We start from the raw sequence: 23,619 nt of genomic DNA, 5'->3' as shown, positions 1-23,619 counted from the left end.
TTAGTCGCATATCCAACTAAATCAGTATGCCAGGCCGCCGCGTAACCTGGACGCGCGATGGCGAATCTTCTCGGCGCGGACGCGCTGCACCTCGAGTACCCGACCAAGACGGTCTTCGATTCGGTCTCCCTCGGCGTCAACGAGGGTGACCGGATCGGCATCGTCGGCCGCAACGGCGACGGCAAGTCCAGCCTGCTCGGCATGCTGGCCGGCACCCGCGAGCCCGACTCCGGCCGCGTGACCCGACGGGGCGGCGTCCGGGTGGGCGTGCTCACCCAGACCGACCTCTTCGACGACGAGGACACCGTCGGCCACGCGGTCGTCGGCGACACCGAGGAGCACGTCTGGGCCGGCGACCCGAAGGTGCGCGACATCCTCGCCGGCCTGCTCACCGACCTCCCCTGGGACGCGCGCCTCGGCGAACTGTCGGGCGGCCAGCGCCGCCGGGTGCAGCTGGCGCAGCTCCTCGCCGGCGAGCACGACGTGCTGATCCTCGACGAGCCCACCAACCACCTCGACGTCGAGGCCATCGAGTGGCTCGCCGGCCACCTCAAGACGCGCTGGCCCGCGAACCAGGGCGGCCTGCTCATGGTGACCCACGACCGGTGGATCCTCGACGAGGTCTGCACCGCCACCTGGGAGGTGCACGACCGCATCGTCGAGCCCTTCGAGGGCGGCTACGCGGCCTACATCCTGCAGCGCGTCGAGCGCGACCGGCAGGCCGCGTCGATCGAGCAGAAGCGGCAGAACCTCGCCCGCAAGGAGCTGGCCTGGCTGCGCCGCGGCGCCCCCGCCCGCACCTCCAAGCCGAAGTTCCGGATCGACGCGGCGAACGCCCTCATCTCCGACGTCCCGGAGATCCGGAACAAGACCGAGCTGCAGTCGCTCGCGGTCTCCCGGCTCGGCAAGGACGTCGTCGACATCCTCGACGTCGGCGTCGCGTACGGCGACAAGCGGGTGCTCAGCGACATCGAGTGGCGCATCGCGCCCGGCGAGCGCACCGGCATCCTCGGCGTCAACGGGGCCGGCAAGTCGACGCTGCTCGGGCTGATCGACGGTGCCGTGCAGCCCACGTCCGGCACCGTCAAGCGCGGGAAGACCGTGAAGGTGCAGACGCTCACGCAGCGGCTCGACGAGCTGGAGCAGCACTGGGACGATCCCGTGCGGGTGGTGCTGGCGAACCTCGCCACGAGCTTCACCGTGGGCAACGGGTCGAAGGCGCAGGACCTCACCCCGTCGCAGCTGCTGGAGCGGCTGGGCTTCGCGAGCGCGCAGCTGTCGACGCCGGTCAAGGACCTCTCCGGCGGGCAGAAGCGGCGGCTGCAGCTGCTGCTCATCCTGCTGGACTCGCCGAACGTGCTGATCCTCGACGAGCCGACCAACGACCTCGACACCGACATGCTCGCCGCGATGGAGGACCTCCTCGATTCCTGGCCCGGCACGCTCATCGTGGTCAGCCATGACCGCTACTTCCTCGAGCGCGTCACCGACCAGCAGTACGCCATCCTCGAGCGGCGCCTGCGGCACCTGCCCGGTGGCGTCGACGAGTACCTCGCGCTCCGGCGGGCCGAGCGCGGCGCCGGCCCGGCATCCCGCCCCACCTCCTCGGGTTCGACGGTGACCGCACCCCCGGCCGAGTCCGGCCTCAGCGGCGCGGAACTGCGGGCGGCGCAGAAGGAGGTCGCCGCGGTCGAGCGGCGGATGGCGAAGCTCTCCGACCAGATCGGACAAGCGAAGAACGCCCTGGCCGATCACGACCAGGGCGACTACGCGGGTCTCGCGGAGGAGATGAAGAAGATCTCCGCGCTCGAGGACGAGCTGGCCGAGCAGGAGCTCCGCTGGCTGGAGCTGTCCGAAGCGCTCGAGTAGCGCGTCAGGCGACGTCGGCGGTGTACTTCGCCGGGTCCGCGTCGAACTTCGGGGCGCAGGCGGGGCAGCAGAAGTAGTACCGCTGCCCGTCGTAGTCGCGGTACAGGCCCGCGGCCTCGGCATCGGACTTCACCACCGGGTTGCCCACCATCACCGGGCAGGTGGTCGCATCGTCCGCGGGATCCGCCGACGCCCGGCCGGGATCGGTCGCGGCGGCCGGCGCCTGCACCGCCGAGCTGCGGAATCCGCGCAGCCGCAGGCTGTTGCCAACGACGAAGACGCTGGAGAAGGCCATCGCCGCGCCGGCCAGCATCGGGTTGAGCATGCCCAGCGCCGCGACCGGGATCGCCGCGACGTTGTAGGCGAAGGCCCAGAACAGGTTGACCTTGATCGTGCGCAGAGTACTGCGGGACAGGCGGATGGCGTCCACCGCGGCCCGCAGGTCCCCGCGGACGAGGGTGATGTCCGCGGCCTCGATCGCGACATCGGTGCCGGTGCCCATCGCCAGGCCCAGGTCGGCGGCGGCGAGCGCGGGGGCGTCGTTGACGCCGTCACCGACCATCGCCACCACGCGGCCCTCCGACTGCAGGCGGGTGACCACCGCGACCTTGTCCTGCGGCATGACCTCGGCGATCACCTCGTCGATGCCCACCTGCGCGGCGATGTGCCGCGCCGCGGCCTCGTTGTCACCGGTGAGCAGCACCGGTGTCAGGCCCAGCGCCCGGAGCTGCCGGATCGCCTCGGCGCTGGTCGGTTTCACGGTGTCGGAGACGACGAGGATCCCCCGCGCCGCGCCGTCCCAGCCGACGGCCACGACCGTCGCGCCCCGGGCTTCCGCGGCCGCCTTGGCCTCGGCCACCTCGTCGGACAGGCGCAGCGCCCAGTCGGCGAGCAGGGCTTCGCGGCCGACGATGATGCCGTGGCCGTCGACCACGCCCTGCACGCCCTGTCCTTCGATGTTCGCGAAATCCTCGACGGGCGCGAGGGGTCCGACCTTCTCGGCGGCCCCCGCGGCGATGGCCTGCGCGATCGGGTGCTCGGAGGCGTGCTCCAGAGCGCCGGCGTAGCGCAGCACGTCGAGCGGGTCGACGCCGCGCTCGGCGATCACGTCGACCAGCGTCATCCGGCCGGTGGTCACGGTGCCCGTCTTATCGAGCACGACGGTGTCGACGCGGCGGGTCGACTCGAGGACCTCCGGACCCTTGATCAGGACGCCCAGCTGGGCGCCGCGACCGGTGCCGACGAGCAGCGCGGTCGGGGTCGCGAGGCCGAGCGCGCACGGGCAGGCGATGACCAGCACGGCGACCGCCGCCGTGAACGCCGCGGAGACCGGGAAGCCCGCGCCGAGCCAGCCGCCCAGCGCGATGGCGGCGATCGCGATGACGATCGGCACGAAGACACCGGAGATCCGGTCGGCGAGACGTTGCACCTCGGCCTTCCCGGTCTGAGCCTCCTCCACCAGGCGCGCCATCTGCGCCAGCTGCGTGTCCGCGCCGATCCGGGTGGCGCGCACCACGAGCCGTCCGCCCGCGTTCACCGTCGCCCCCGTGACGGCGTCGCCGGGCGCGACCTCGACGGGCACCGACTCGCCGGTGAGCATCGAGGCGTCGACGGCAGAGGTGCCGGCGACCACGACCCCGTCAGTGGCGATCTTCTCGCCCGGCCGCACGACGAACTCGTCGCCCGCCCGCAACTCGTCGACACCGATCTTCACCTCGGCCCCGTCCCGCAGGACCGAGACCTCCTTGGCACCGAGTTCGAGCAGCGCGCGCAGCGCCGCCCCGGCCTGCCGCTTGGACCGCTTCTCGAAGTACCGCCCGGCCAGGATGAACACGGTCACGCCGGCGGCGACCTCGAGGTAGATGTTGGCGGCACCGTCGGACGGGGCGAGCGTCAAGCGGAACGGGTGCTTCATCCCCGGCTCCCCGGCCGTGCCCAGGAAGAGCGCGTACAGCGACCACAGGTACGCCGACAGCGTGCCCATCGAGATGAGCGTGTCCATGGTGGCGGTGCCGTGCTTCAGGTTGGCCCACGCCGCCCGGTGGAACGGCCACGCGCCCCAGAGGATCACGGGCGAGGCCAGCGCCAGGGATGCCCACTGCCAGTAGGTGAACTGCAGCGCCGGGACCATCGCCATCGCGATCACGGGGACGCCGAGGACGACGGCGCCGATCAGGCGGGTGCGCAGTGAGGCCAGCTCGGCATCGGCGGGACTGTTCTCCTCGCCGCCGGGTCCCGACGGTGCCCCGGCCACCGTCGCGGTGTACCCGGTCGCGACGACCTCGTCGATGATCCGCTGCGGATCGACGCCCTCGGGCGCCACGACCTTCGCCTTCTCGGTGGCGTAGTTGACGGTGGCGGTCACGCCGTCGATCTTGCCGAGGCGCCGCTCGATGCGGTTCGCGCACGACGCGCAGGTCATGCCGCCGATGTCCAGTTCGATGTGCGACTGCCCGGTCGCCGCCGGTGTGCTGCTCATGCTCGTGCCTCCTCCGATGATCATCTCAGTGTCCGTGGCCGTGTCCGTCGCCGCCCACCGTCGGCGCGACGGGTGCGGCCGGCGCCGGGCTCGGCGGAACCGGGCTCGGCGGGGTGCCCCCGGCCGCGTCGACGACGAAGCTCGCGGTGCGCACGGCACCGTCGACCTGGAAGTCCAGATAGAGCAGGTAGCGGCCCGGGGTGGGCGCCTGCGCCTGGAAGGCGATCGACGGTCCGCCGGTGTCGCCGGGCCTCGGCTCGGCGCCCTCGGGGTGCACGTGCAGGAAGGCGAGATCGCCCTGGCGCAGCGCGACGAGGTGCCCGAACGCGCCCAGGTACGGCTGCAGGGCGGTGACGGGCGCGCCGCCGCGCGTCACCGTCAGGGTCAGCGGGCTGCTCGCGCCCGCGACGAGGTCTCCGGCCAGGGTGACGGTGTACCCGTCCACCTCGGAGACCCGCGAGGGCGCCGGGTCCGCGGGGTCGACGGTGCCCGCGACCTCGACGGTCCGCGCCAGGGTGACCGCGGTGCCGGACGCGGCGGTGAAGTCGGCGTAGACGCGATAGGAGCCCGCCTCGGACCAGGTCCACGGCAGCGACCAGGTCCCCGTCGACCTGTCCAGCGCGGGGTGGACGTGCCGGAAGTCGCGGCCGTCGGTGCGGACGACGATGAGGTGCAGGTCCTTCTCGTGCGTGGTGGTGTAGTCGGTGACGGGTACGCCCGCCGCATCGTCGATCCGGAAGCTCAGGACACCGGGCTCGCCGACCGTGCGCGGGGTGCGCACCGGCGACAGCACGAGGCCCTCCGCACTGAGCGAGACGCCCTTGATCCCCTGCGCCGCAGCGCCGCCGTGGCCTCCGTGGTCCTGCACCTGTCCGCTCCTGTCGTTCCACCGCGCGACCGCGGTGTCCGGGACCAGGGCGCCGGCGAGGCCGTACGCCCCGCCGAAGGCCACCACCAGTCCCGCACCGTAGATCGCCAGCCGGATGGCCGCGGGTACCTCACGCCGCTCGCCGTTCATCGGTCCTCCTCGGTCGCCGATACCCCTCGTGGGTATCCGATGCGTTCCAAGTTATACCCCTGGGGGGTATCTGGCAAGCCCTCGTGACCTCCGATGTGCGAAACAGGAGTGGACCTACGGAACGACGGTGGCGCCCGGCACCGGACCGGAGGCCACGCGCACCGTCCGGCAGACGCCCGCGCCGGCGAGTTCGGTGCCGACGTCCACCGCGTCGTCGGGGCCCGCGCACAGGAACGCGCAGGTGGGGCCGCTGCCGGAGACGATGCCGGCGAGCGCGCCCGCCTCCATCCCGGCGCGGAGCGTGCGCCGCAGGCCCGGCTGCAGCGACAGCGCGGCGGCCTGCAGGTCGTTCACCAGGAGCGGCGCCAAACGGTGCGGATCCCCCGAGGCTACGGCAGCGAGCAGCGCGTCCGGGGTGCCCGCACGCGGCGGGTCGCCGGCCTCCCGCAGCCGGTCGAGTTCGTGGTAGACCGCGGGCGTGCTGAGGCCGTCGCGGGCCAGCGCGAGGGTCCAGTGGAACTCGCCGCGGGCCAGCGCCGGAATCAGCCGCTCACCGCGGCCCGTCCCGAGGGCGGTGTGCCCGTGCAGGGAGAAGGGCACGTCGGAACCGATCGCGGCGGCGACCTCGTCGAGGTCGTCCCGGCTGATCTCGAGGCCCCACAGGGTCGCGGCGCCGAGCAGCGCGGCGGCCGCGTCCGCGGAGCCGCCCGCCATCCCGCCCGCCACGGGTATGCCCTTGGCGATCTCGATGCGCATGTTCGGATCGCGGCCGTACCGCTCCGCCAGCGCGACGACGGCGCGCGCGGCCAGGTTGGTCGGGTCCGTGGGCACATCGCGGACGCCCTCACCGCTCACGTGCAGCGACAGCTCGTCGGCGGGCGTGAGCGTCACGTCGTCGTGCAGGGAGAGCGCCTGGAAGACGGTGACCAGCTCGTGGTAGCCGTCGGGCCGCACGTCGCCCACCCCGAGGTGGAGGTTCACCTTGGCGGGCGCCCGCACGGTCAGCGGGGTCGGGACCACGGAAAGCACGCGGTCCAGACTACGGGGCCGCCGCGGCGCGGGCGGCGGCGAGCGCCGCGAACTGCTCGACCGACAGCTTCTCGCCGCGCTCGCGCGGGTCGATACCTGCGGCCACCAGGAGCTCCTCGGCCGCCGCGGGCGAGCCCGCCCACCCCGCCAGCGCCGCACGCAGCGTCTTCCGGCGCTGCGCGAAGGCCGCGTCGACGGCCGCCCAGAGCCGGGCGCGGTCCACGTCGGGCCGCCCGTCGGGACCGTGCAGGTCGATCCGGACCAGGCCCGATTCGACGTTGGGCTCGGGCCAGAAGACCGCACGCCCGACGGTGCCGGCCTTGCGGACGCGCCCGTAGTACGCCGCCTTGACCGACGGGACCCCGTACACCCGCGAGCCCGGCGCGGCGGCGAGCCGGTCGGCCACCTCCAGCTGCACCATCACCAGCACGGTGCGCAGCGTCGGGACCTCGGCGAGCAGATGCAGCAGCACCGGGACCGAGACGTTGTAGGGGAGGTTCGCGACGAGCACCGTCGGGGATCCGGCGACCGACACCTGCGCACTCGAGACCTTGAGCGCGTCCTCGCCGATCACGGTGAGGTTGCCGGCGAGCTCGGGGGCGCGCTCGGCCACCGTCTTCGGAAGCTGTTCCGCGAGAACCGGATCGATCTCGATCGCGGTCACGGAGGCGGCGGCGTCGAGCAGCGCCAGGGTGAGCGAGCCCAGGCCCGGGCCGACCTCGAGGGCCACGTCGTCCGGGCGCACGTCCGCGGCGGCGACGATCTTGCGGACCGTGTTCGGGTCGTGCACGAAGTTCTGCCCCAGCGTCTTGGTGGGGCGAACGGACAACTGCCCGGCCAGCGCGCGGATCTCCGCGGGGCCGAGCAGTCGTGCCTGATTCTTGAATTCGGCGCCGGTCACAGCGGCAGAGTCTACTTACTCCGAGTTGCCGGACAGCCCGAGCCGCGAGGAGCACGAAGGCCACGCGCCCCAGCCCTGCGCCCTGAGCGTCTTGCGCGCGATGTCGATCTGCTCCTCGCGGGTGGCGAGGTCGGCGCGCGGGGCGTACTTGCCGCCGCCGTGGCGCAGCCACGTGCCGTAGTCGAACTGGACGCCGCCGTAGAAGCCATTACCGGTGTTGATCGACCAGTTACCGGTGGACTCGCACTGCACGAGCTTGTCCCAGACCGAGCCGGGGGCGACGTACGGCGCGCCCGGGGCGGTGCCCACGGCGGTGACGCCGGCGACACCCGCGTCGATCACCTTCGAGGCGACCTTCTCGCGCGCGACGACCTTGCCGTCGACGACGCGCTCGCGGTACTGGACCTCCTGCGTGCCCGGCTTGCCCGGATCCTTGATCTCGGTCTTGCCGTTGATCAGCGTCGGGTCGTCGATCTTCTTCGGCGGGGCCGTGTAGGGCTCGGTGACGGTGACCGTCGCGGTGCGGTTCCGGTTGACCGTGATCGTCATGCCGGGGGTGACGGGCGTCTCCGCGCTCGGCTTGACCGAGTCCTGCTGGATCAGCGGGACGCCCATCTTCGCGAGGTACTCGCCGACGGTGCGCCCGGCCGCGTTGGCGGCGACCCTGCCGCCGGCGTCGACGACGGTGGCGGGCACGGGCGTGACCACGGAGACCGCGGCACCGTCGAGCGGGACCTGCGCGTCGGACGGGACGGAGACGAAGTTCTTGGCATCGCCCAGGCCCGCGGCGGTGAGCGCGGCGCCCATCGTCAGATCGGTGGTCTTGATGTGGCGGACCTGGCCGTTGACGTTGACCGCGATCTCGCGGGCGTGCTGGACGGTGATCTGCTCGCCGGGCTTGACGGACTCGCCCAGGCCGGGGGTCACCTTGTCGTCCGCGCCGGCGGCGATCCCGGCGGAGCCGAGGATCGACTTCACCGAGCGGCTCATCGTCGAGACCTCGCGGACCTGACCGTCGACGTTGACGGTGAAGTCCTGGTACAGCGCGACGGCGGTGCCGCCCGAGGCCATCAGCGCCACGAGCATCGCGCCGGTGACGGCGCGGACGGGGGTGTTCTCGAGACGGGCGGACAGGCCGTCGAGGATGCGCGGCGTCGCGCCCTGCGTCTCGGCCTGTGCGACGGGCTCGGCCTCGTCGTCCGCGATCTCGTCGCGCGGAAGCTCGTCGTCCGCGATCTCGTCCTCGTCGAGAACCGCCGGCTCGTCGAGCTCGACCGCTGTGCGGTGGCCCGCCTCGTACTCCGCCTCGGCGGCGAGCGCGACGCTCTCGGCCTCCGCGACCGCATCGTCGCCGTAGACCTCGGCCTCGAGCTCGAGGAGCTCCGGGTCCACCTCGAGGTCGACCGTCGTGCCGTCGATGTCGGTGAAGCGCGCGAAGACGCGGTTCACGTCGAACTCGGCGGTGCGCTCTCCGGTGGGTGCGAAGGCGCCACGGCGCGGGCGCGAGGTGGGCTGATCCACCGTGGTGGTGGCGTCTGCGTCGAACTCAGGCACTGGTGACTATCCCTACGGAGGCTGCGGTGGTCTGCCGATCGGGCGACTTTTCGGTCGCCTTTACATCACAGCACGGTAACGGAGAAATCGGGGTCGTGCCAGGCTTCAGGTCATTTCGTTCCGGCGAAGACGTCCCCGAAGACCCGCTCGGCCGTCGCCGTGGTGGCCGCGGCGATCTCCTCGGGAGCGACTCCGCGCAGGTCAGCGAGGTAGCGAGCGGTGTAGGGGACGCAGTAGGACTCGTTGGGCGTGCCCCGGTACGGATGGGGTGTGAGATAGGGCGCATCGGTCTCGACGAGCAGTTGATCGTCGGGAACCAGCCGCGCCGCCTCCTGCAACTCGGTGGCGTTGGTGAACGTGACGGTGCCCGAGAAGCTCAGCACGTAGCCCCGCTCGACGCACTCCCGCGCCATCGCGGCGTCGCCGGAGAAGCAGTGGAAGATCACCGTCTCCGGGGCGCCGAAACGCTCCAGATCCTTCAGGATGTCGGCGTCGGCCTCCCGGTTGTGGATCATGAGCGGTTTGCCGAGCCGCTTCGCCAGGTCGATGTGCCACGCGAAGGCCGCGTGCTGCTGCGCCGGGGTCGCCACGTCCTCCCGCTTGCCCAGCCAGTACCAGTCGAGACCGGTCTCGCCGATCGCGACGCAGCGCGGATCGGAGGCCAGGCGCTCGAGCTCCTCGGGCGCACCGTCGGCCTCGAGCTGGTGAGCGTCCGTGGGGTGCAGGGCCACGGCGGCGAAGACGCGCTCGTCCCAGCGGCTCGCGTCGATGACGAAGCGCGCCTGCTCCAGATCGCAGGCGACGGTGACCACGCGGTCGACGCCGACCGACGCGGACCGGTCGATCAGCTCCCGCACGGCCTCGGGTGTGCGGGCGCGGCAGCCGTCGAGGTGGGTGTGCGCGTCGACGAGGCCGGGCAGCGGCGCGGGCAGCGGAGGCGGCGGCTTCTTCTTCCCCATGCCGCCCATTGTTCCGGTCGCCCGCGCCCCCGGTTCGTCCGGACCCGTCTTAATCAGTCTTTAAGTGGCAGGGAAGTGGCGACTGGTCTGCTCGTGCGGACCTCAAGGAGAACAGATGAACAAGACCCTTCTTTCGGCGGCGGTCATCGGCACCGCGGCGGTACTCACCTCCTGCACGAACACGGTCGCGGGCGACCCGAGCATCGGGTCGAGTGCCGCACCGAGCACCCTGCCGGTTCCCGCCGGACTCGACGTCGGGAACTTCCCGACCACCACCACGCAGATCACTCCGCCGCCGTCGGTGAACAGCGCCTGGGTGCTGGAGGGCGGGCGGATGGGCGAAGCGATCATCCAGGTCAACGAGGTCGATCCCCGGCTCACGATCGGCGGCGCGGGCCTGCGCGCGTTCCCCGTCCTCGCGGGCGAGCAGCTCACCGACCGCGTGCCCGATGCGACCGCGGCCGCCTTCGCCAAGGAGAAGTTCAAGGTCGGCATGACGACCACCCGGGGCGACTCCTTCGACAAGCCCACCGTCGCGCTGCGAGTCGGCCTCTACCGGTTCGAGACCCCCGCCGACGCGCAGCGGGCCTTCGACGCCGTCAAGGCCTCGCAGCAGCGCATGCGACCGGTTCCGATCACCACGGCCCCCGGCGTCTCGGCCGCGGAATTCAAGCCCGGCACCGTCGACAGCTACGCCGTCGAGGGTCCGTTCGTGATCAACATCAGCGGCACCGGAGCCGGCACCGACGAGGGCGCACGGTTCGTGAGCAAGGCCTACGAGCTGGAGATGCCCAAGGTCAAGGCCTTCTCCCCCACTCCCGCCGACGCCATCCAGACCCTCCCCGCCGACAAGGACGGCGTCCTCTCGCGCACGCTCCGGATCACCGGAGGCGGCATCATGGAGACACTGGGCAACACCTACTACGGCCTCCCGCAGCTGCTGCACAAGATCCGCAACATCGACCGCGCGGACATCTACCGCAAAGCCGGCGTCGACCTGGTCGGCGAGGGCGCTGCCGTCGTGTACCGGACGCGGGACACGGCAGCGGCGAAGCAGATGGTCGCCGACCTCTCCGCCCCGGCGATCAGGGACGCGGCGACGCGAGGCGCGGCCGCACCCGCCGGCCTGCCCGACGCGGACTGCACCGAGCGCGTCGGCGCCGAGAGCTTCTCCTGTGTGACGTCGGCCGGCCGATGGGCCATCACCGCCGGCGGCAGCAGCCTGCCGGCGGCACAGCAGGCACTCTCCGCGCAGTACACGATCCTCGCGAAGAACCCCTGACGGGCGGTACTACTCGGCGGGCTCCGGCTCCACGTACCGCGGGAAGACGCCCTGCGGCTTGGGCAGCGCGGTGCGGGGCGCCAGGCGCGTGCCGACGTCCGCGAAGGTCCGCTGGTCCTTGGGCTGCTCCAGCAGGGTCAGCAGTTCCTCCGACGACTCGGGCATGACCGGCTGCAGCAGGAGCGCGACCTGCCGGACCACCTCCGCGGTCACGTAGAGCACCGTGCCCATGCGCTCCGGGTCGGTCGCCTTGAGCTTCCACGGCTCGTGCGCGGAGAAGTACCGGTTCGTCTCGGCGAGGACCTCCCAGATCGCCTCCAGGTACAGGTGCAGGGCCTGGTCGTCGACGTGCCGGCGCACCGTCTCGAGGAGGGCGTCGGCGCGGGCGAGCATGGCCTCGTCGGCCTCGGTGAAGGGACCCGGCGTGGGCACCGTGCCCCCGCAGTTCTTGTTGATCATCGACAGCGAGCGCTGCGCGAGATTGCCGAGCTCGTTGGCCAGGTCGGCGTTGATCCGGCCCACGATCGCCTCGTGGCTGTAGCTGCCGTCCTGGCCGAAGCTGACCTCGCGGAGGAGGAAGAAGCGCAGCGCGTCGAGGCCGTACTCGGCGATGAGGGCGTGCGGGTCGACCACGTTGCCGACCGACTTGCTCATCTTCTCGCCCTTGTTGAACAGGAAGCCGTGGGCGAAGACGCGCTCGGGCAGCTCGATCCCGGCGCTCATCAAGAAGGCGGGCCAGTACACGGCGTGGAAGCGGATGATGTCCTTGCCGATGATCTGCAGCTTCGGGGGCCAGTACGTGCGGAAGCGCTCCGAATCGGTGTCCGGGTAGCCGGCGCCGGTGAGGTAGTTGGTCAGCGCGTCCACCCAGACGTACATGACGTGGTCCGGGTCGCCGGGCACGGGCACACCCCAGTCGAAGGTGTCCCGGCTGATCGACAGGTCCTTGAGGCCGCCCTTGATGAAGCTGACGATCTCGTTGCGCCGCGTCGCGGGCTCGAGGTAGCCGCCCTCGCGCTCGAGGAGGGCGAGGAGCTTGTCCTGGTAGGCGGAGAGCCTGAAGAAGTACGAGGCCTCCTCGGTCCACTCGACCTCGGTCCCCGTCCCGGTGGAGACGCGGACGCCGTTCTCGGTGACGGTGGTCTCGTCCTCGGCGTAGTAGGCCTCGTCGCGGACCGAGTACCAGCCGGAGTACTTGCCCAGGTAGATGTCGCCGGCGTCGACCATCCGCTGCCAGATCGCCTTCGACGCCTCGTAGTGGTCGGCGTCGGTGGTGCGGATGAACCGGTCGAAGGTCGAGCCGACGGCCCGCTGCAACGCCTCGAAGGCGGCGGCGTTGCGGTCGGCGAGGGCCTTGGTCTCGATGCCCTCCTTGGCGGCGGTCTGCTGCATCTTCAGGCCGTGCTCGTCGGTGCCGGTCAGGAAGAAGACGTCGAAACCGTCGAGGCGCTTGAACCGCGCGATCGCGTCGGTCGCGATGTACTCGTAGGCGTGCCCGATGTGGGGCACGCCGTTGGGGTACGCGATCGCGGTGGTGAGGTAGAAAGCCTTGTCTGCAGCCATGGTGCGCCCAGCTTATCGGTGCGCCGCAAGCACGATCCGGTGAGCCGGTCAAGGCCTCGCGGCTCGCCTGTGGACGGGCCGGATTCATCCACAGGCCACGCGGCGCGTGACCGTTCCGGCGGGGCGGGCGCATCAGGATCAGCGGATGACGACACGGGGCGCACCCCGATTCGGGGTGCACACGCGGGAGGACCTCCTGGACGCGGGTTGGACCGAGCGGGCTATCCGGGTCGCCGTCCACGCCGAACGGCTGGAGCGACTGCGGCCCGGGTGGTACGCGGAGAACGGGGCGGATCCGGACGTCGCTCGCGCCGTCCGGCTGGGTGGCGCACTGAGCTGCATGTCCGTCCTGGCGCGCGAAAAGGTCTGGGTACCCGAGTCCGCGCGCGGACTGCACGTCCGGCTGTGCCGCCGGAAGTCGGCGGGCCCGCACAGCGGCTACCACGCCTGCGGTGGCCGACTCGGCGAGCCGTCCGGCGCGACGGATGACCTCGCGACCGCAGTCCGCGCCGTCGTCGAGTGCCGCAGCGGCGACGAGCTGGTCGCGATCCTGGATTCCGTCCTGCATCGGAAGGTGATGCAGCCCGCCGAGCTGGCCGGTGTCCTTCGCGGCGCGCCGCGCCGCGTGCACCGCGCGCTCGCGGCCGTCGACGGCAGCGCGGAGTCCGGCACCGAGACCCACGTCCGACTGCACGTGCGGCGCAAGCGACTGGATCACCGGACGCAGGTGTTCATTCCCGGCGTCGGCTACGTGGACATCCTGGTGGGTCGGAGCCTGGTGATCGAATGCGACAGCGAGGAGCATCACGCAGGTGAGGCGATCGAGGCGGATCGCGAGCGGGACCTGGCCCTGCACACCCTGGGATTCGAGGTGCTACGGCTGTCCTACCAGCAGGTGTTCCATCAGTTCCCGAAGGTCGAGGCGGGGATCGCGCGCAAGATCGCCGCTGGCGATCACCGCCGGCCGGTGGACTACACGCCATGACGCCGTCTACCCGGGATACCCGCTGAAATGTGCGCCCCAGCGGCGCCGACCCCCTTCAATCGCGGGGGTCACGCCGCTCAGCGTCACATCTCAGCGGATACGCCGCCTATGTCCAGCTAGCGCGTGCAGAGCCGGAGCGATCCGTGATGAGCGCCGACTTCGTCAGTCGGCGACGACGGACGCCGGCACCGCGTCCAGCGCGATCACGGCGCCGGACTCGTCGAGGAGGAAGCGGGCGATATCGCTGCCGTAACGCACGTAGACGACGTCGTAGTCCACGCCGATGACCTCGGTGTCGACGGTCGGCAGCGGGGCGGCGGTACCCGCGTACTCGCCCTCCGCGTAGAACCGCACCTGGCTGCGCTCGCCGTGGGCGACGTGCACCCAGGTCAGGCGTCCGCCGAGGTCGGCGCCGCCGTCGATCACCGGGTTCATCTCTCCTCCTCCGTGGTTCGGGTGGCGGGCGGATCGGGTGGGTGGGAGAGATCCGCCGGCCGAGACCCACTCTTCCGGCCCGACCGTCCGGGCACATCCGGTGAAACCCCCATTCCTCCCCGAGATCGCCCGGCGCGGTCGTCGCGGGGCCGTGACAGGATGGCGCGGTGCAACCGGTCGACATGCTGCGGGCGCTCCGCGAACGCGGCCACCGGCCCGCGGCGCTGCTCGGCGCGTGGGGCGGCTTCCGCGCCGTGATCGCGCCCTCGCCGCGGCTGGCTCCCGGCGTCGCTCCCGACGGTGCGCCGTGGCTCGGCGTCGTCGGGTATCCGGACACCACCGACGAACCCCGCCTCGTCCCGGAGGTCCTCGGCGGCGACCCCGGGCCGCTGCTCCTGCTGGCCGGCGACGGCCGGTGGACCTGCACCGACCCGGCGTTCCCGGTCCCCGCCGCCGCGCCCGCCCCGCGACCGTGGACCGCGACGTGGACCGCGCCGGACCGGGCCGATCACCGCGCCGCCGTCCTCGCCTGCCAGGAGGCCATCCGCGCGGGCGACGTCTACCAGGTGAACGTGTGCACCCGCTTCGACGGCGCCCTCACCGGCGACCCACTCGACCTGTTCGCCGACATCGCCGCCGTCACCCGGCCGGCGAAGGCCGCCTACTTCGAGGGCGACTGGGGCGCGATCGTCTCCTTCTCCCCCGAGACCTTCCTCACCGAGCGCGACGGCCTGCTCACGGAGCGGCCGATCAAGGGCACAATGCCGCTGACCAGGCCGCCGGAGGACCTGCGCGCGAGTGTCAAGGACGTCGCGGAGAACGTGATGATCGTCGATCTGGTGCGCAACGATCTCAGCCGCGTCGCCACCACCGGCACGGTCCGGACCCCGGAGCTGCTGCGCGTCGAGCCGGCACCCGGCGTGTGGCACCTGGTCTCGACGGTGACCGCCCGGCAGCGGCCCGGCACGACCCGCGCGGATCTGCTCGACGCGACCTTCCCGCCCGCGTCGGTCACCGGCACCCCGAAGCTCTCCGCCCGCACCCGCATCACCGCGTGGGAACGGCACACGCGCGGCAGCTACTGCGGCGCGATCGGCATCGACCACCCGCTGACGGGCCTGGACCTGAACGTCGCGATCCGCACCGTCGAGGCGCGCGACGGTGCGCTGCGCCTGGGGGTGGGCGGCGGCATCACCATCGACTCCGAGCCCGACGCCGAGTGGCGGGAGTGCCTCGACAAGGCCGCGTCGATCGTGGGTTACCGGGCGGCGAGCGCCGGCTGAACGTCCACGACCGGGTCAGCGGTCGGGGTCCGAGCGCCGCTGCGCGAGTGTCGTCTCATAGAGCTCACGCTTGGAGGCGCCCGTCTCCGCGGCGACGGCGGCGCACGCATCCTTGAGCCGCTCCCCCGCGTCGACGCGCCGCAGCACCGCGGCGACGTGATCCTCCGGGTTCGCGGAGACGGCGGCGGCACCCTCGACCACCACGGTGATCTCGCCCCGCACCCCGTCGGCGGCCCAGGCGGCGAGCTCGCCGAGTGTCCCGCGCCGGACCTCCTCGTAGGTCTTGGTCAGCTCGCGACACACCGCGGCGCGACGCGAGGTACCGAGGACCTCCGCGGCGTCAGCGAGCGTCTCGGCCAGACGATGCGGCGACTCGAAGAAGACCGCCGCGCGACGCTCCGTCACCAGCTCCTGCAGCCACGCCCGCCGGGCGCCCGACTTGCGCGGCGCGAAACCGTCGAACAGGAACCGCTCGACGGGCAGCCCGGACAGGGCCAGCGCCGTGGTGACCGCCGATGGCCCGGGCAGGCAGGTGACCCGGTGCCCGGCCTCGACGACGGCCGCGACCAGCCGGTATCCCGGATCCGAGACCGAGGGCATGCCGGCGTCGGTGATCAGCAGGACGGTCTCGCCGGCGTCCAGCGCGGCGAGCAGCTGGGGGATGCGGCCGGCCTCGTTGTGGTCGTAGAAGCTGAGGATCCGGCCCCGCGGCTCGACGTCGAGCGACGCGGCGAGCGACCGCGCGCGGCGGGTGTCCTCAGCGGCGATCACGTCCGCCTCGGCGAGCGCGGAGACCAACCGCGCGGTGGCGTCGCCCGGGTTGCCCATCGGCACCCCGGCGACGATCAGTGCCCCGCGCGCGTCCTCTACTCCCACAGCACACACCCTACGATGGGTCGCGTGACAGCTGTGGCGATGCCCGAGGGGCGTAGCGAGGACCGCGCGACGGTGAGTCCGGGGCCGCGTCTGCCACCGGCGGTCTTCGGCGCCACCGACCGCGGCTTCGGGTGGACCGTCACCCTCATCGTCACCGCGGTCGCCGCGGCCACCCGGTTCTTCAACCTGGGCTACCCCAGCAACACCGGCTTCATCGGCAGTACGCCCGTGCAGACGCCGGTCTTCGACGAGAAGCACTACGCGCCGCAGGGCTGGCAGGTGCTCACCGGCGGACAGTGGATCGAGGACAATCCCGCCTTCGGGCTGATCGTGCACCCGCCGGTGGGCAAGTGGATGATCGCGATCGGCGAGGCGATGTTCGGCTACTCGCCGCTGGGCTGGCGATTCATGTCGGCGGTGTGCGGCACGGTGCTGGTCCTCCTGGTGATCCGCGCGGCGCGGCGACTGTCGCGGTCCACGCTGATCGGCGGGCTCGCGGGGCTGTTCCTCACCTGCGACGGCCTGACGATGGTCTCCTCGCGCGTCGCGCTGCTCGACATCTTCCTCGTCGTCTTCGGCTTCGCCGCGTTCTCGATGATCCTGGTGGACCGCGACCAGATGCGCGAGCGGTTGCACCGCGCCGCCGTCGAGGGCCGGATCACCGACTCGCCGTACGGCCCGCGCCTGGGCTTCCGGTGGTGGCGCTTCTCCGCCGCGATCATGGTGGGCCTGGCGTGCGGAGTGAAGTGGTCCGGCGTCTACTTCCTGATCGGCGTCCTGGTGCTCTCGCTGGCCTTCGACGTGGCGAACCGGCGCCAGTACGGCGTGCTGCGGCCGTGGCGCGGTGTGCTGCTGCGCGACCTGATCCCGTCGGGCATGTCACTCGGCGTGGTGCCGATCCTGGTCTACCTCGGCACCTTCTGGCCGTGGTTCTCCTCGGAGACCTCGGTCTACCGGTACGCGGTGGGCAACCAGGTCGGCGAGGGCGGCACGTTCGGCTGGGTGCCCGCGGCGCTGCGGTCGCTGTTCTACTTCGAGTCCTCGATCCTCGACTTCCACGACGGCCTGACCAACTCGGCGGGCAATCACCACCCGTGGGAGTCGAAGCCGTGGACCTGGCCGATGGGCCTGCGGCCGATGCTCTACCACTACACCGCGGACCAGTCCGGCGGCATGTGCGGCGACGGTCCGTGCGTGCGCGCGGTGATGGCCGTCGGGACGCCCGCGCTCACCTGGATCGCCGTCCCGGTGCTGCTGTGGGCGCTGTGGAAGACGGTCGTCAAGCGGGACTGGGCCTACGCCGCGCCCGTGACCATGTACTTCGCGACCTACCTGCCGTGGTTCCTCAACCTCGACCGGCAGATGTACTACTTCTACGCGCTGACCCTGATGCCCTTCCTGTGCATCATGATCGCGCTGATCTGCCGCGAGGTCCTCGGCCTCGACGGTCGCGCGCGGTTCTTCGGCTTCGAGCGGCTGCAGCTCGGCCGGTGGCTGGTAGTGCTGTACGCGACGATCGTGGTGCTCGACTTCGCCTGGCTCTGGCCGATCCTCACCGCCACCCCCATCCCGATGTGGTGGTGGCGCCTGGAGCTGTGGCTGCCCAGCTGGCAGTAGCCCTCAGGCGGGGACGACGGTGCGGGTCTCGCGGGCGAGCATCCACGCGCCGGCGGCGAGCACGCAGAGCACGGCGGTGACGGCGAAGGCCCAGGTGAAGCCGAGGTACTGGGCGATCGCGCCGGCGAGCAGCGGGCCGGAGATCGTGCCGGCGTCCTGCGCCATCTGATACGCCGAGAGCGCGCCTCCGCTGCGCCCCTTGCCGTGCAGCACGTCGGCGAGCGACGCCTGGATCGTCGGGGCGACGAGGCCCGTGCCGATCCCGGCGACGACGGTGACGAGGAAGGCGACGAGCACCGAGTCGGTGAACCCCAGGGCGACCGTGCCGACGGCGATGACGAGCATGCCCGTCACGATGAACGGGCGGCGACCGTACCGATCGGACGCGCGCCCCGCGGGGAACATGGCGAGCACGTCGCCGGCGGCGTAGGTGGCCAGCGCGTAGCCCGCGATCGCGGCGGGCTGATCGAGGACCGCGGCGAAGAACAGCGGCAGCAGCGAGACCCGCATCGAGTAGACCCAGCCGAAGACGACGGCCGTGAACAGGGCGGCCCGGTAGGCGGAATCGGTGAGGGCCTCGCGCACCGTCGGGCCGGGTCCCGAGGATTGCTCCTCCCGCCCGGCGAGGGTGCTGCCGCGCAGCGCGATCCCGACGACGAGCGTGGCGCCGACGAGCGCGATCGCGTACACGACGAAGGGCACCCGCAGGCCGAAGCCGACGAGCGCGCCGCCCAGCAACGGGCCGCAGATGCCGCCGAGCACGAAGCTCGACGAGTAGACGCCGCTCACCCGCCCGCGGATCTCGGCGGGCGCGATGCGGATCATCAGGCCCATCGCCGAGACGGTGAACATCACCGAACCGACGCCGCCCAGCCCGCGGAAGAGCATGAGCTGCCAGTAGCTCTGCGCGAAGGCCACCGCGAGCGTCGAGGCGGCGACGATGAGCAGGCCCGTCATGTAGATCCAGCGCTCGCCGAAGGCCTTGACCAACGGGCCGGTCGCGGGCGCGAAGGCGAGCCGCATGATCGCGAAGGCACTGACCACGGCGGAGGCGGCGCCGATGCCGACGTCGAAGGTGCGCGCGAAGGCGGGCAGGGCGGGCGCGACCACGCCGTAGCCGAGGGCGATCACGAAGCTGGCCGCCACGAGGACCCAGACCTCCGGCGGTACCCGCTGCGGCGCGGGTGCGGAAGCTGCTGAGTTCACCGAATCATCATCCGCTAAGAACGCGTCAAGACCCGCATCGGGGGCGTTAACGGGGCGGGAGAACAGGCGTTCCCGGTGGTCCAGTGGAACGCATGGACATCTCGAACGCGCTGGCCCTGGCCGCGACGATCCTCACCCTGGCGTACCTGCTGTACGCCCTGCTCCGCCCCGAGCGCTTCTGATGAGCGGCACCGTCTCCGGCCTGCTGACCATCCTCACCCTGGTCGCAGCGCTGGCGATCGCGTACCGCCCGCTCGGCGACTACCTGGCGCACGTCGTCACCACGCCCGGGCACTGGCGTGTCGAGCGTGCCGTCTACCGGCTCGTGGGTGCCGATCCGGAGGCCGATCAGGGCTACCGCACGTACGCGGTCGCGGCGCTGGCCTTCAGCGCTGTGAGCATCGCCGGGCTCACGATCCTGCTGCTCGCGCAGGGTCTGCTGCCCGGCGTGCACCCGCGGCAGTGGCGGTTCGACGAGGCCCTGAACACCGCGATCTCCTTCGTCACCAACACCAACTGGCAGTGGTACTCCGGTGAGTCCGCGACGAACCTCATCGCGCAGGCGGTCGGCCTCGCGGTGCAGAACTTCGTCTCGGCGGCCGTCGGCATCGCGGTGGCGGTGGCGCTGGTCCGCGGCTTCGTCCGCTCCCGCACCGACCGGCTGGGCAACTTCTGGGTGGATCTGACCCGCATCACGCTGCGCGTTCTCCTGCCGATCGCCGTGATCGGCGCCGTCATCCTGGTGGCGCAGGGCGTGGTCCAGACGTTGTGGCAGCGGCACGAGATCGTCGGGCTCGACGGGCACAAGCAGGTGCTCACGGGCGGTCTTGTCGCGAGCCAGGAGGTGATCAAACTCCTCGGCACCAACGGCGGCGGTTACTTCAACGCCAACTCGGCGCACGCCTTCGAGAACCCGACGGCCGCGACGAACCTGTTCCAGATCTTCCTCATCCTGCTCATCCCGGTCGCGATGCCCCGCATGCTGGGCGGCCTCGTCGGCAACCACCGGCAGGGCTACGCGATCCTCGGCTCGATGACGGTGATCTTCGCCGTCTCCACCGCCATCTCGATCGCCACCCAGCTCGGGAATCAGGGCACGGCGGGCGCGGCCGCCGGCGCGGCACTCGAGGGCCAGGAGCTGCGCTTCGGCCAGTGGGGCACGGGCCTGTTCGTCACCGCCACCACGAGCACGTCGACGGGGGCCGTGAACGCCGCCCACGACAGCCTCACGCCCGGAGCCGGCGGCGCCGCGCTGGTGAACATGCTGCTCGGCGAGATCAGTCCCGGCGGCGTGGGGTCGGGCCTGTACGGCATGCTCGTCATCGCCGTCCTCACCGTCTTCCTGTGCGGCCTGATGGTCGGCCGCACCCCGGAGTACCTGGGCAAGAAGATCGGCCGCACCGAGATCACGCTCGCGGCGCTGTACATCCTCGTCATGCCCGCGCTCGTGCTCGTCGGCACCGCCGCCACCGTCGTCCAGGACCAGGGCGTCGCGGCCATGGCGAACGACGGTGCGCACGGCCTCACGGAGGTCCTCTACGCCTACGCCTCCGCCGCGAACAACAACGGCAGCGCCTTCGCCGGGCTCTCGGTCGACACGCCGTGGTTCAACTACACGCTCGGCGCGGCGATGCTGCTCGGCCGGTTCGCTCCCATGGTCGCGATCCTCGCGCTGGCCGGCGCGCTCGCGAAGCAGCACCCGGTGCCCGCCACGGCGGGCACCATCCCCACCCACCGCCCGCTGTTCGTGGGCCTGACCGTGGGCGTCGTGGTCCTGGTGGCCGGACTGACCTTCGTCCCCGCCCTCGCGCTCGCACCGATCTCGGAGGTCACCCGATGACAGGGAATGAGATCCGTTCGGCACTGCCCCGCGCGGCCGCGAAGCTGGACCCGCGCACGCAGATCCGGCAGCCCGTCGTCTTCGTGGTGTGGATCGCCTCGGTGTACACGACCGCGCTCGCCGTCACGAAGCCCTCGGTGTTCGCCTGGTCGGTGGCTGTCTTCCTCTGGGCGACGGTGCTCTTCGCCAACCTCGCGGAGGCCGTCGCCGAGGGCCGCGGTCGCGCGCAGGCGGAGTCGCTGCGCAGGGCCAAGACGGAGACCGTCGCGCGGCTGCGCATTGCGGAGGGAGGCAACCGCCGGAGCGACGGCGCCGGACCCGGGGGACTCACCGACGCCGTTGAATACAAGGAACGCCGGGTGCCCGGCTCCGAGCTGAAGGTCGGCGACCTGGTGATCGTCGACGCCGGCGAGGTCATCCCCGGCGACGGCGACGTGGTGGAGGGCATGGCCACCGTCGACGAGTCCGCGATCACCGGCGAATCCGCCCCGGTGGTCCGCGAGTCCGGCGGCGACCGCTGCGCCGTCACCGGCGGCACCCGCGTGCTCTCCGACCGCATCGTCGTGGAGATCCGGACCGAGCCCGGCAAGAGCTTCATCGACCGGATGATCGGCCTGGTCGAGGGGGCGAACCGGCAGAAGACGCCGAACGAGATCGCCCTGAACATCCTGCTCACCGTGCTCACGATCATCTTCCTGCTGGCCGTCGCGACGCTGCAGCCGATGGCGGTCTACTCCGGCGGCGCGGTCGACGTGGTGGTGCTCGTGGCGCTGCTCGTCTGCCTCATCCCCACGACGATCGGCGCGCTGCTGTCCGCGATCGGCATCGCCGGCATGGACCGGCTGGTGCAACGCAACGTGATCGCCAAGTCCGGCCGCGCCGTCGAGGCCGCGGGCGACGTCTCGACGCTGCTGCTCGACAAGACCGGCACCATCACCTACGGCAACCGCCGGGCCACGTCGTTCCACCCCGCCGAGGGCGTCGATGAGCACGGTCTGGCGGGGCACGCCCTGCTCGCCTCGCTCGCCGACGAGACGCCCGAGGGGCGCAGCATCGTCGACTTGGCGACGCAGCACGGGCACGCCATCCCGACGGTGCGCCTGGGCACCGTCGTGCCGTTCACGGCGCAGACGCGCATGTCCGGCGTGGACCTGCCCGACGGCACCCGCATCCGCAAGGGCGCCGCTGCGGCCGTGCTCGCGTGGGTGGCCACGGAGCGCCGGGTCGACGGTGCCGGGCGCCTCGGCGGCACGGTCACCGAGACCGTGGGCGAGGTCGACGTGCGGATCGCTGTCGAGGAGATCTCGGCGTCGGGCGGCACGCCGCTCGTGGTCGCGCACGCCGGCCCCGGCGCGGCCCCGACGGTGCAGGGCGTCGTGCACCTCAAGGACGTGGTGAAGGCCGGCATGCGGGAGCGCTTCGCGCAGCTGCGCGCGATGGGCATCCGCACCGTCATGATCACCGGCGACAATCCCCTGACCGCGAAGGCCATCGCGCAGGAGGCCGGCGTCGACGATTACCTCGCCGAGGCCACCCCCGAGGACAAGCTCGCCCTGATCAGGCAGCAGCAGGAGGGCGGCCGGCTCGTCGCGATGACGGGCGACGGCACCAACGACGCCCCCGCGCTCGCACAGGCCGACGTGGGCGTCGCCATGAACACCGGCACCTCCGCCGCGAAGGAGGCCGGGAACATGATCGACCTGGACTCCGACCCGACGAAGCTGATCGACATCGTGGAGATCGGCAAGCAGCTGCTCATCACGCGCGGCGCGCTGACCACGTTCTCGATCGCCAACGACGTCGCGAAGTACTTCGCGATCATCCCCGCGATGTTCGTCCCGCTGGCCCCGGGACTCGAGGTGCTCAACGTGATGCGGCTGCACAGCCCGCAGTCGGCGATCCTCTCGGCGGTGATCTTCAATGCGCTCATCATCGTCGCGCTGATCCCGCTCGCGATGCGCGGCGTGAAGTACACCGCGAAATCGGCCGACAAGCTGCTGGCGCGCAACCTCGCCGTCTACGGCCTCGGCGGCATCGTCGTCCCCTTCCTCGGGATCAAGCTGATCGACCTCGTCGTCCAGCTCCTCCCCGGCCTGTCGTGAACGTACTGAAAGGCACTGACATGCTGAGTTCCGCGCCCCGCCAGCTCCTCGCCGGCCTGCGCATGCTGATCGTCATGACCGTCGTCCTCGGCGTCCTGTTCCCGCTGGTGGTCTGGGGTGCCGGGCAGCTCGCCTTCCCGGCGAAGGCGAACGGCTCGCAGGTCCAGCAGGGCGGCAGGATCGTCGGGTCCGAGCTGCTCGCGAGCACGTTCGACGGTGCGCAGTGGTTCCACCCGCGGCCGTCGGCGAGCGGCTACGACCCCCTCGCCACCGGCGGCACCAACCTCGGCCCGAACAGCCCGAAGCTGGTCGAGCTCATCGCCGAGCGCCGGGCCGCGGTCGCACGGGAGGACGGGGTGGCACCGTCGGACGTACCCCCGGACGCGGTCACCGCGAGCTTCTCCGGCCTCGACCCGGACATCTCCCCCGCCTACGCGCGGCAGCAGGTGCGGCGGGTCGCCGCGGCGCGCGGCCTGGCGCCGGACCGGGTGAGCGCGCTGGTCGCCGCGCACACGCAGGGGCGTCAGCTCGGCTACCTGGGCGAGGAGCGGGTTAACGTGGTGAATCTGAACCTCGCGCTCACCGAACTCGCCGCCGGGAAGTAGCCGGGCCCGAGGAGGA

19 protein-coding genes are annotated in these 23,619 nt (G+C 71.7%); 9 read left to right on the top strand and 10 right to left on the bottom strand.

The features are described 5' to 3' along the window. Positions 1-57: 57 nt before the first annotated feature. Entirely contained in the window at positions 58-1,869 is a 1,812-nt protein-coding gene (locus tag AC21LY_RS13925; protein WP_489047084.1) for an ABC-F family ATP-binding cassette domain-containing protein, read from the top strand. Between the two features lie 4 nt (positions 1,870-1,873). Here AC21LY_RS13925 and AC21LY_RS13920 read toward each other — a convergent pair whose 3' ends face one another. The 6 genes from AC21LY_RS13920 to AC21LY_RS13895 form a co-directional block, all read right to left on the bottom strand. Continuing rightward, a complete protein-coding gene (locus tag AC21LY_RS13920; RefSeq protein ID WP_489047083.1) occupies positions 1,874-4,348 on the bottom strand; it encodes a heavy metal translocating P-type ATPase in 2,475 nt (824 codons plus the stop codon). A gap of 25 nt (positions 4,349-4,373) precedes the next feature. Then, on the bottom strand, positions 4,374-5,366 hold the full coding sequence (locus AC21LY_RS13915; protein ID WP_489047082.1) for a DUF8832 domain-containing protein: 993 nt from the start codon (positions 5,364-5,366) through the stop codon (positions 4,374-4,376). Between the two features lie 114 nt (positions 5,367-5,480). Beyond that, positions 5,481-6,395 carry a 4-(cytidine 5'-diphospho)-2-C-methyl-D-erythritol kinase gene (locus tag AC21LY_RS13910; protein WP_489047081.1) on the bottom strand — a complete coding sequence of 305 codons (915 nt, stop codon included), beginning with the start codon at positions 6,393-6,395 and terminating at the stop codon, positions 5,481-5,483. Positions 6,396-6,405: 10 nt separating this feature from the next. Then, complete coding sequence (gene rsmA / locus AC21LY_RS13905) at positions 6,406-7,296, bottom strand: 16S rRNA (adenine(1518)-N(6)/adenine(1519)-N(6))-dimethyltransferase RsmA (RefSeq protein ID WP_489047080.1); 891 nt, start codon at positions 7,294-7,296, stop codon at positions 6,406-6,408. A gap of 15 nt (positions 7,297-7,311) precedes the next feature. Next, positions 7,312-8,850, bottom strand: a complete 1,539-nt coding sequence (locus AC21LY_RS13900) for a resuscitation-promoting factor (protein WP_489047079.1) — start codon at positions 8,848-8,850, stop codon at positions 7,312-7,314. Between the two features lie 110 nt (positions 8,851-8,960). Next, complete coding sequence (locus tag AC21LY_RS13895; protein ID WP_489047078.1) at positions 8,961-9,809, bottom strand: TatD family hydrolase; 849 nt, start codon at positions 9,807-9,809, stop codon at positions 8,961-8,963. A gap of 115 nt (positions 9,810-9,924) precedes the next feature. Between AC21LY_RS13895 and AC21LY_RS13890 the strand changes: the two genes are divergently transcribed. Beyond that, positions 9,925-11,091: a DUF7373 family lipoprotein gene (locus AC21LY_RS13890; protein ID WP_489047077.1), complete on the top strand. Its 1,167-nt coding sequence runs from the start codon at positions 9,925-9,927 to the stop codon at positions 11,089-11,091. A gap of 9 nt (positions 11,092-11,100) precedes the next feature. On the opposite strand, the gene metG is transcribed toward AC21LY_RS13890, so the two are convergent. Continuing rightward, complete coding sequence (metG, locus tag AC21LY_RS13885; protein WP_489047076.1) at positions 11,101-12,654, bottom strand: methionine--tRNA ligase; 1,554 nt, start codon at positions 12,652-12,654, stop codon at positions 11,101-11,103. Between the two features lie 145 nt (positions 12,655-12,799). On the opposite strand from metG, the gene AC21LY_RS13880 reads away from it, so the two are divergent. Beyond that, positions 12,800-13,639 (top strand): endonuclease domain-containing protein, encoded by an 840-nt coding sequence (locus tag AC21LY_RS13880; protein ID WP_489047075.1) that lies wholly within the window; start codon positions 12,800-12,802, stop codon positions 13,637-13,639. A gap of 162 nt (positions 13,640-13,801) precedes the next feature. Here AC21LY_RS13880 and AC21LY_RS13875 read toward each other — a convergent pair whose 3' ends face one another. Beyond that, the gene (locus AC21LY_RS13875; protein ID WP_489047074.1) at positions 13,802-14,074 is read right to left on the bottom strand and encodes a hypothetical protein; all 273 of its coding nucleotides are present in this window, start codon (positions 14,072-14,074) and stop codon (positions 13,802-13,804) included. A 167-nt stretch (positions 14,075-14,241) separates the two neighbouring features. On the opposite strand from AC21LY_RS13875, the gene AC21LY_RS13870 reads away from it, so the two are divergent. After that, positions 14,242-15,357, top strand: a complete 1,116-nt coding sequence (locus AC21LY_RS13870) for an aminodeoxychorismate synthase component I (protein WP_489047072.1) — start codon at positions 14,242-14,244, stop codon at positions 15,355-15,357. 15 nt (positions 15,358-15,372) lie between these two features. Here the strand turns inward: AC21LY_RS13870 and rsmI are convergent, their stop codons facing one another. Further along, positions 15,373-16,185 carry a 16S rRNA (cytidine(1402)-2'-O)-methyltransferase gene (rsmI, locus tag AC21LY_RS13865; protein WP_489047158.1) on the bottom strand — a complete coding sequence of 271 codons (813 nt, stop codon included), beginning with the start codon at positions 16,183-16,185 and terminating at the stop codon, positions 15,373-15,375. Positions 16,186-16,248: 63 nt separating this feature from the next. Between rsmI and AC21LY_RS13860 the strand changes: the two genes are divergently transcribed. Beyond that, positions 16,249-17,850: a dolichyl-phosphate-mannose--protein mannosyltransferase gene (locus AC21LY_RS13860; protein WP_489047071.1), complete on the top strand. Its 1,602-nt coding sequence runs from the start codon at positions 16,249-16,251 to the stop codon at positions 17,848-17,850. A 3-nt stretch (positions 17,851-17,853) separates the two neighbouring features. Here AC21LY_RS13860 and AC21LY_RS13855 read toward each other — a convergent pair whose 3' ends face one another. Further along, entirely contained in the window at positions 17,854-19,056 is a 1,203-nt protein-coding gene (locus tag AC21LY_RS13855) for an MFS transporter (RefSeq protein ID WP_489047070.1), read from the bottom strand. Positions 19,057-19,148: 92 nt separating this feature from the next. On the opposite strand from AC21LY_RS13855, the gene AC21LY_RS13850 reads away from it, so the two are divergent. Genes AC21LY_RS13850 through kdpC form a run of 4 tightly spaced genes read left to right on the top strand, consistent with a single transcriptional unit; the run spans position 19,149 to position 23,603 of the window. Next, on the top strand, positions 19,149-19,238 hold the full coding sequence (locus AC21LY_RS13850; RefSeq protein ID WP_074850389.1) for a potassium-transporting ATPase subunit F: 90 nt from the start codon (positions 19,149-19,151) through the stop codon (positions 19,236-19,238). Beyond that, positions 19,238-20,896 carry a potassium-transporting ATPase subunit KdpA gene (gene kdpA / locus AC21LY_RS13845; RefSeq protein ID WP_489047069.1) on the top strand — a complete coding sequence of 553 codons (1,659 nt, stop codon included), beginning with the start codon at positions 19,238-19,240 and terminating at the stop codon, positions 20,894-20,896. The genes AC21LY_RS13850 and kdpA overlap by 1 nt, the downstream gene beginning before the upstream one ends. After that, positions 20,893-22,998, top strand: coding sequence for a potassium-transporting ATPase subunit KdpB (kdpB, locus tag AC21LY_RS13840; RefSeq protein WP_489047068.1), 2,106 nt, complete (start codon positions 20,893-20,895; stop codon positions 22,996-22,998). Before kdpA ends, kdpB begins: the two co-directional genes overlap by 4 nt. Before the next feature lie 20 nt (positions 22,999-23,018). Next, positions 23,019-23,603, top strand: coding sequence for a potassium-transporting ATPase subunit KdpC (gene kdpC / locus AC21LY_RS13835; protein ID WP_489047067.1), 585 nt, complete (start codon positions 23,019-23,021; stop codon positions 23,601-23,603). The last annotated feature ends 16 nt before the right edge of the window (positions 23,604-23,619 follow it).

It is taken from the genome of Tsukamurella sp. II2bb (genome assembly GCF_057815145.1).
Note: the sequence above shows the minus strand (reverse complement) of the source record. Positions and strands in the feature narration are given on the sequence as shown.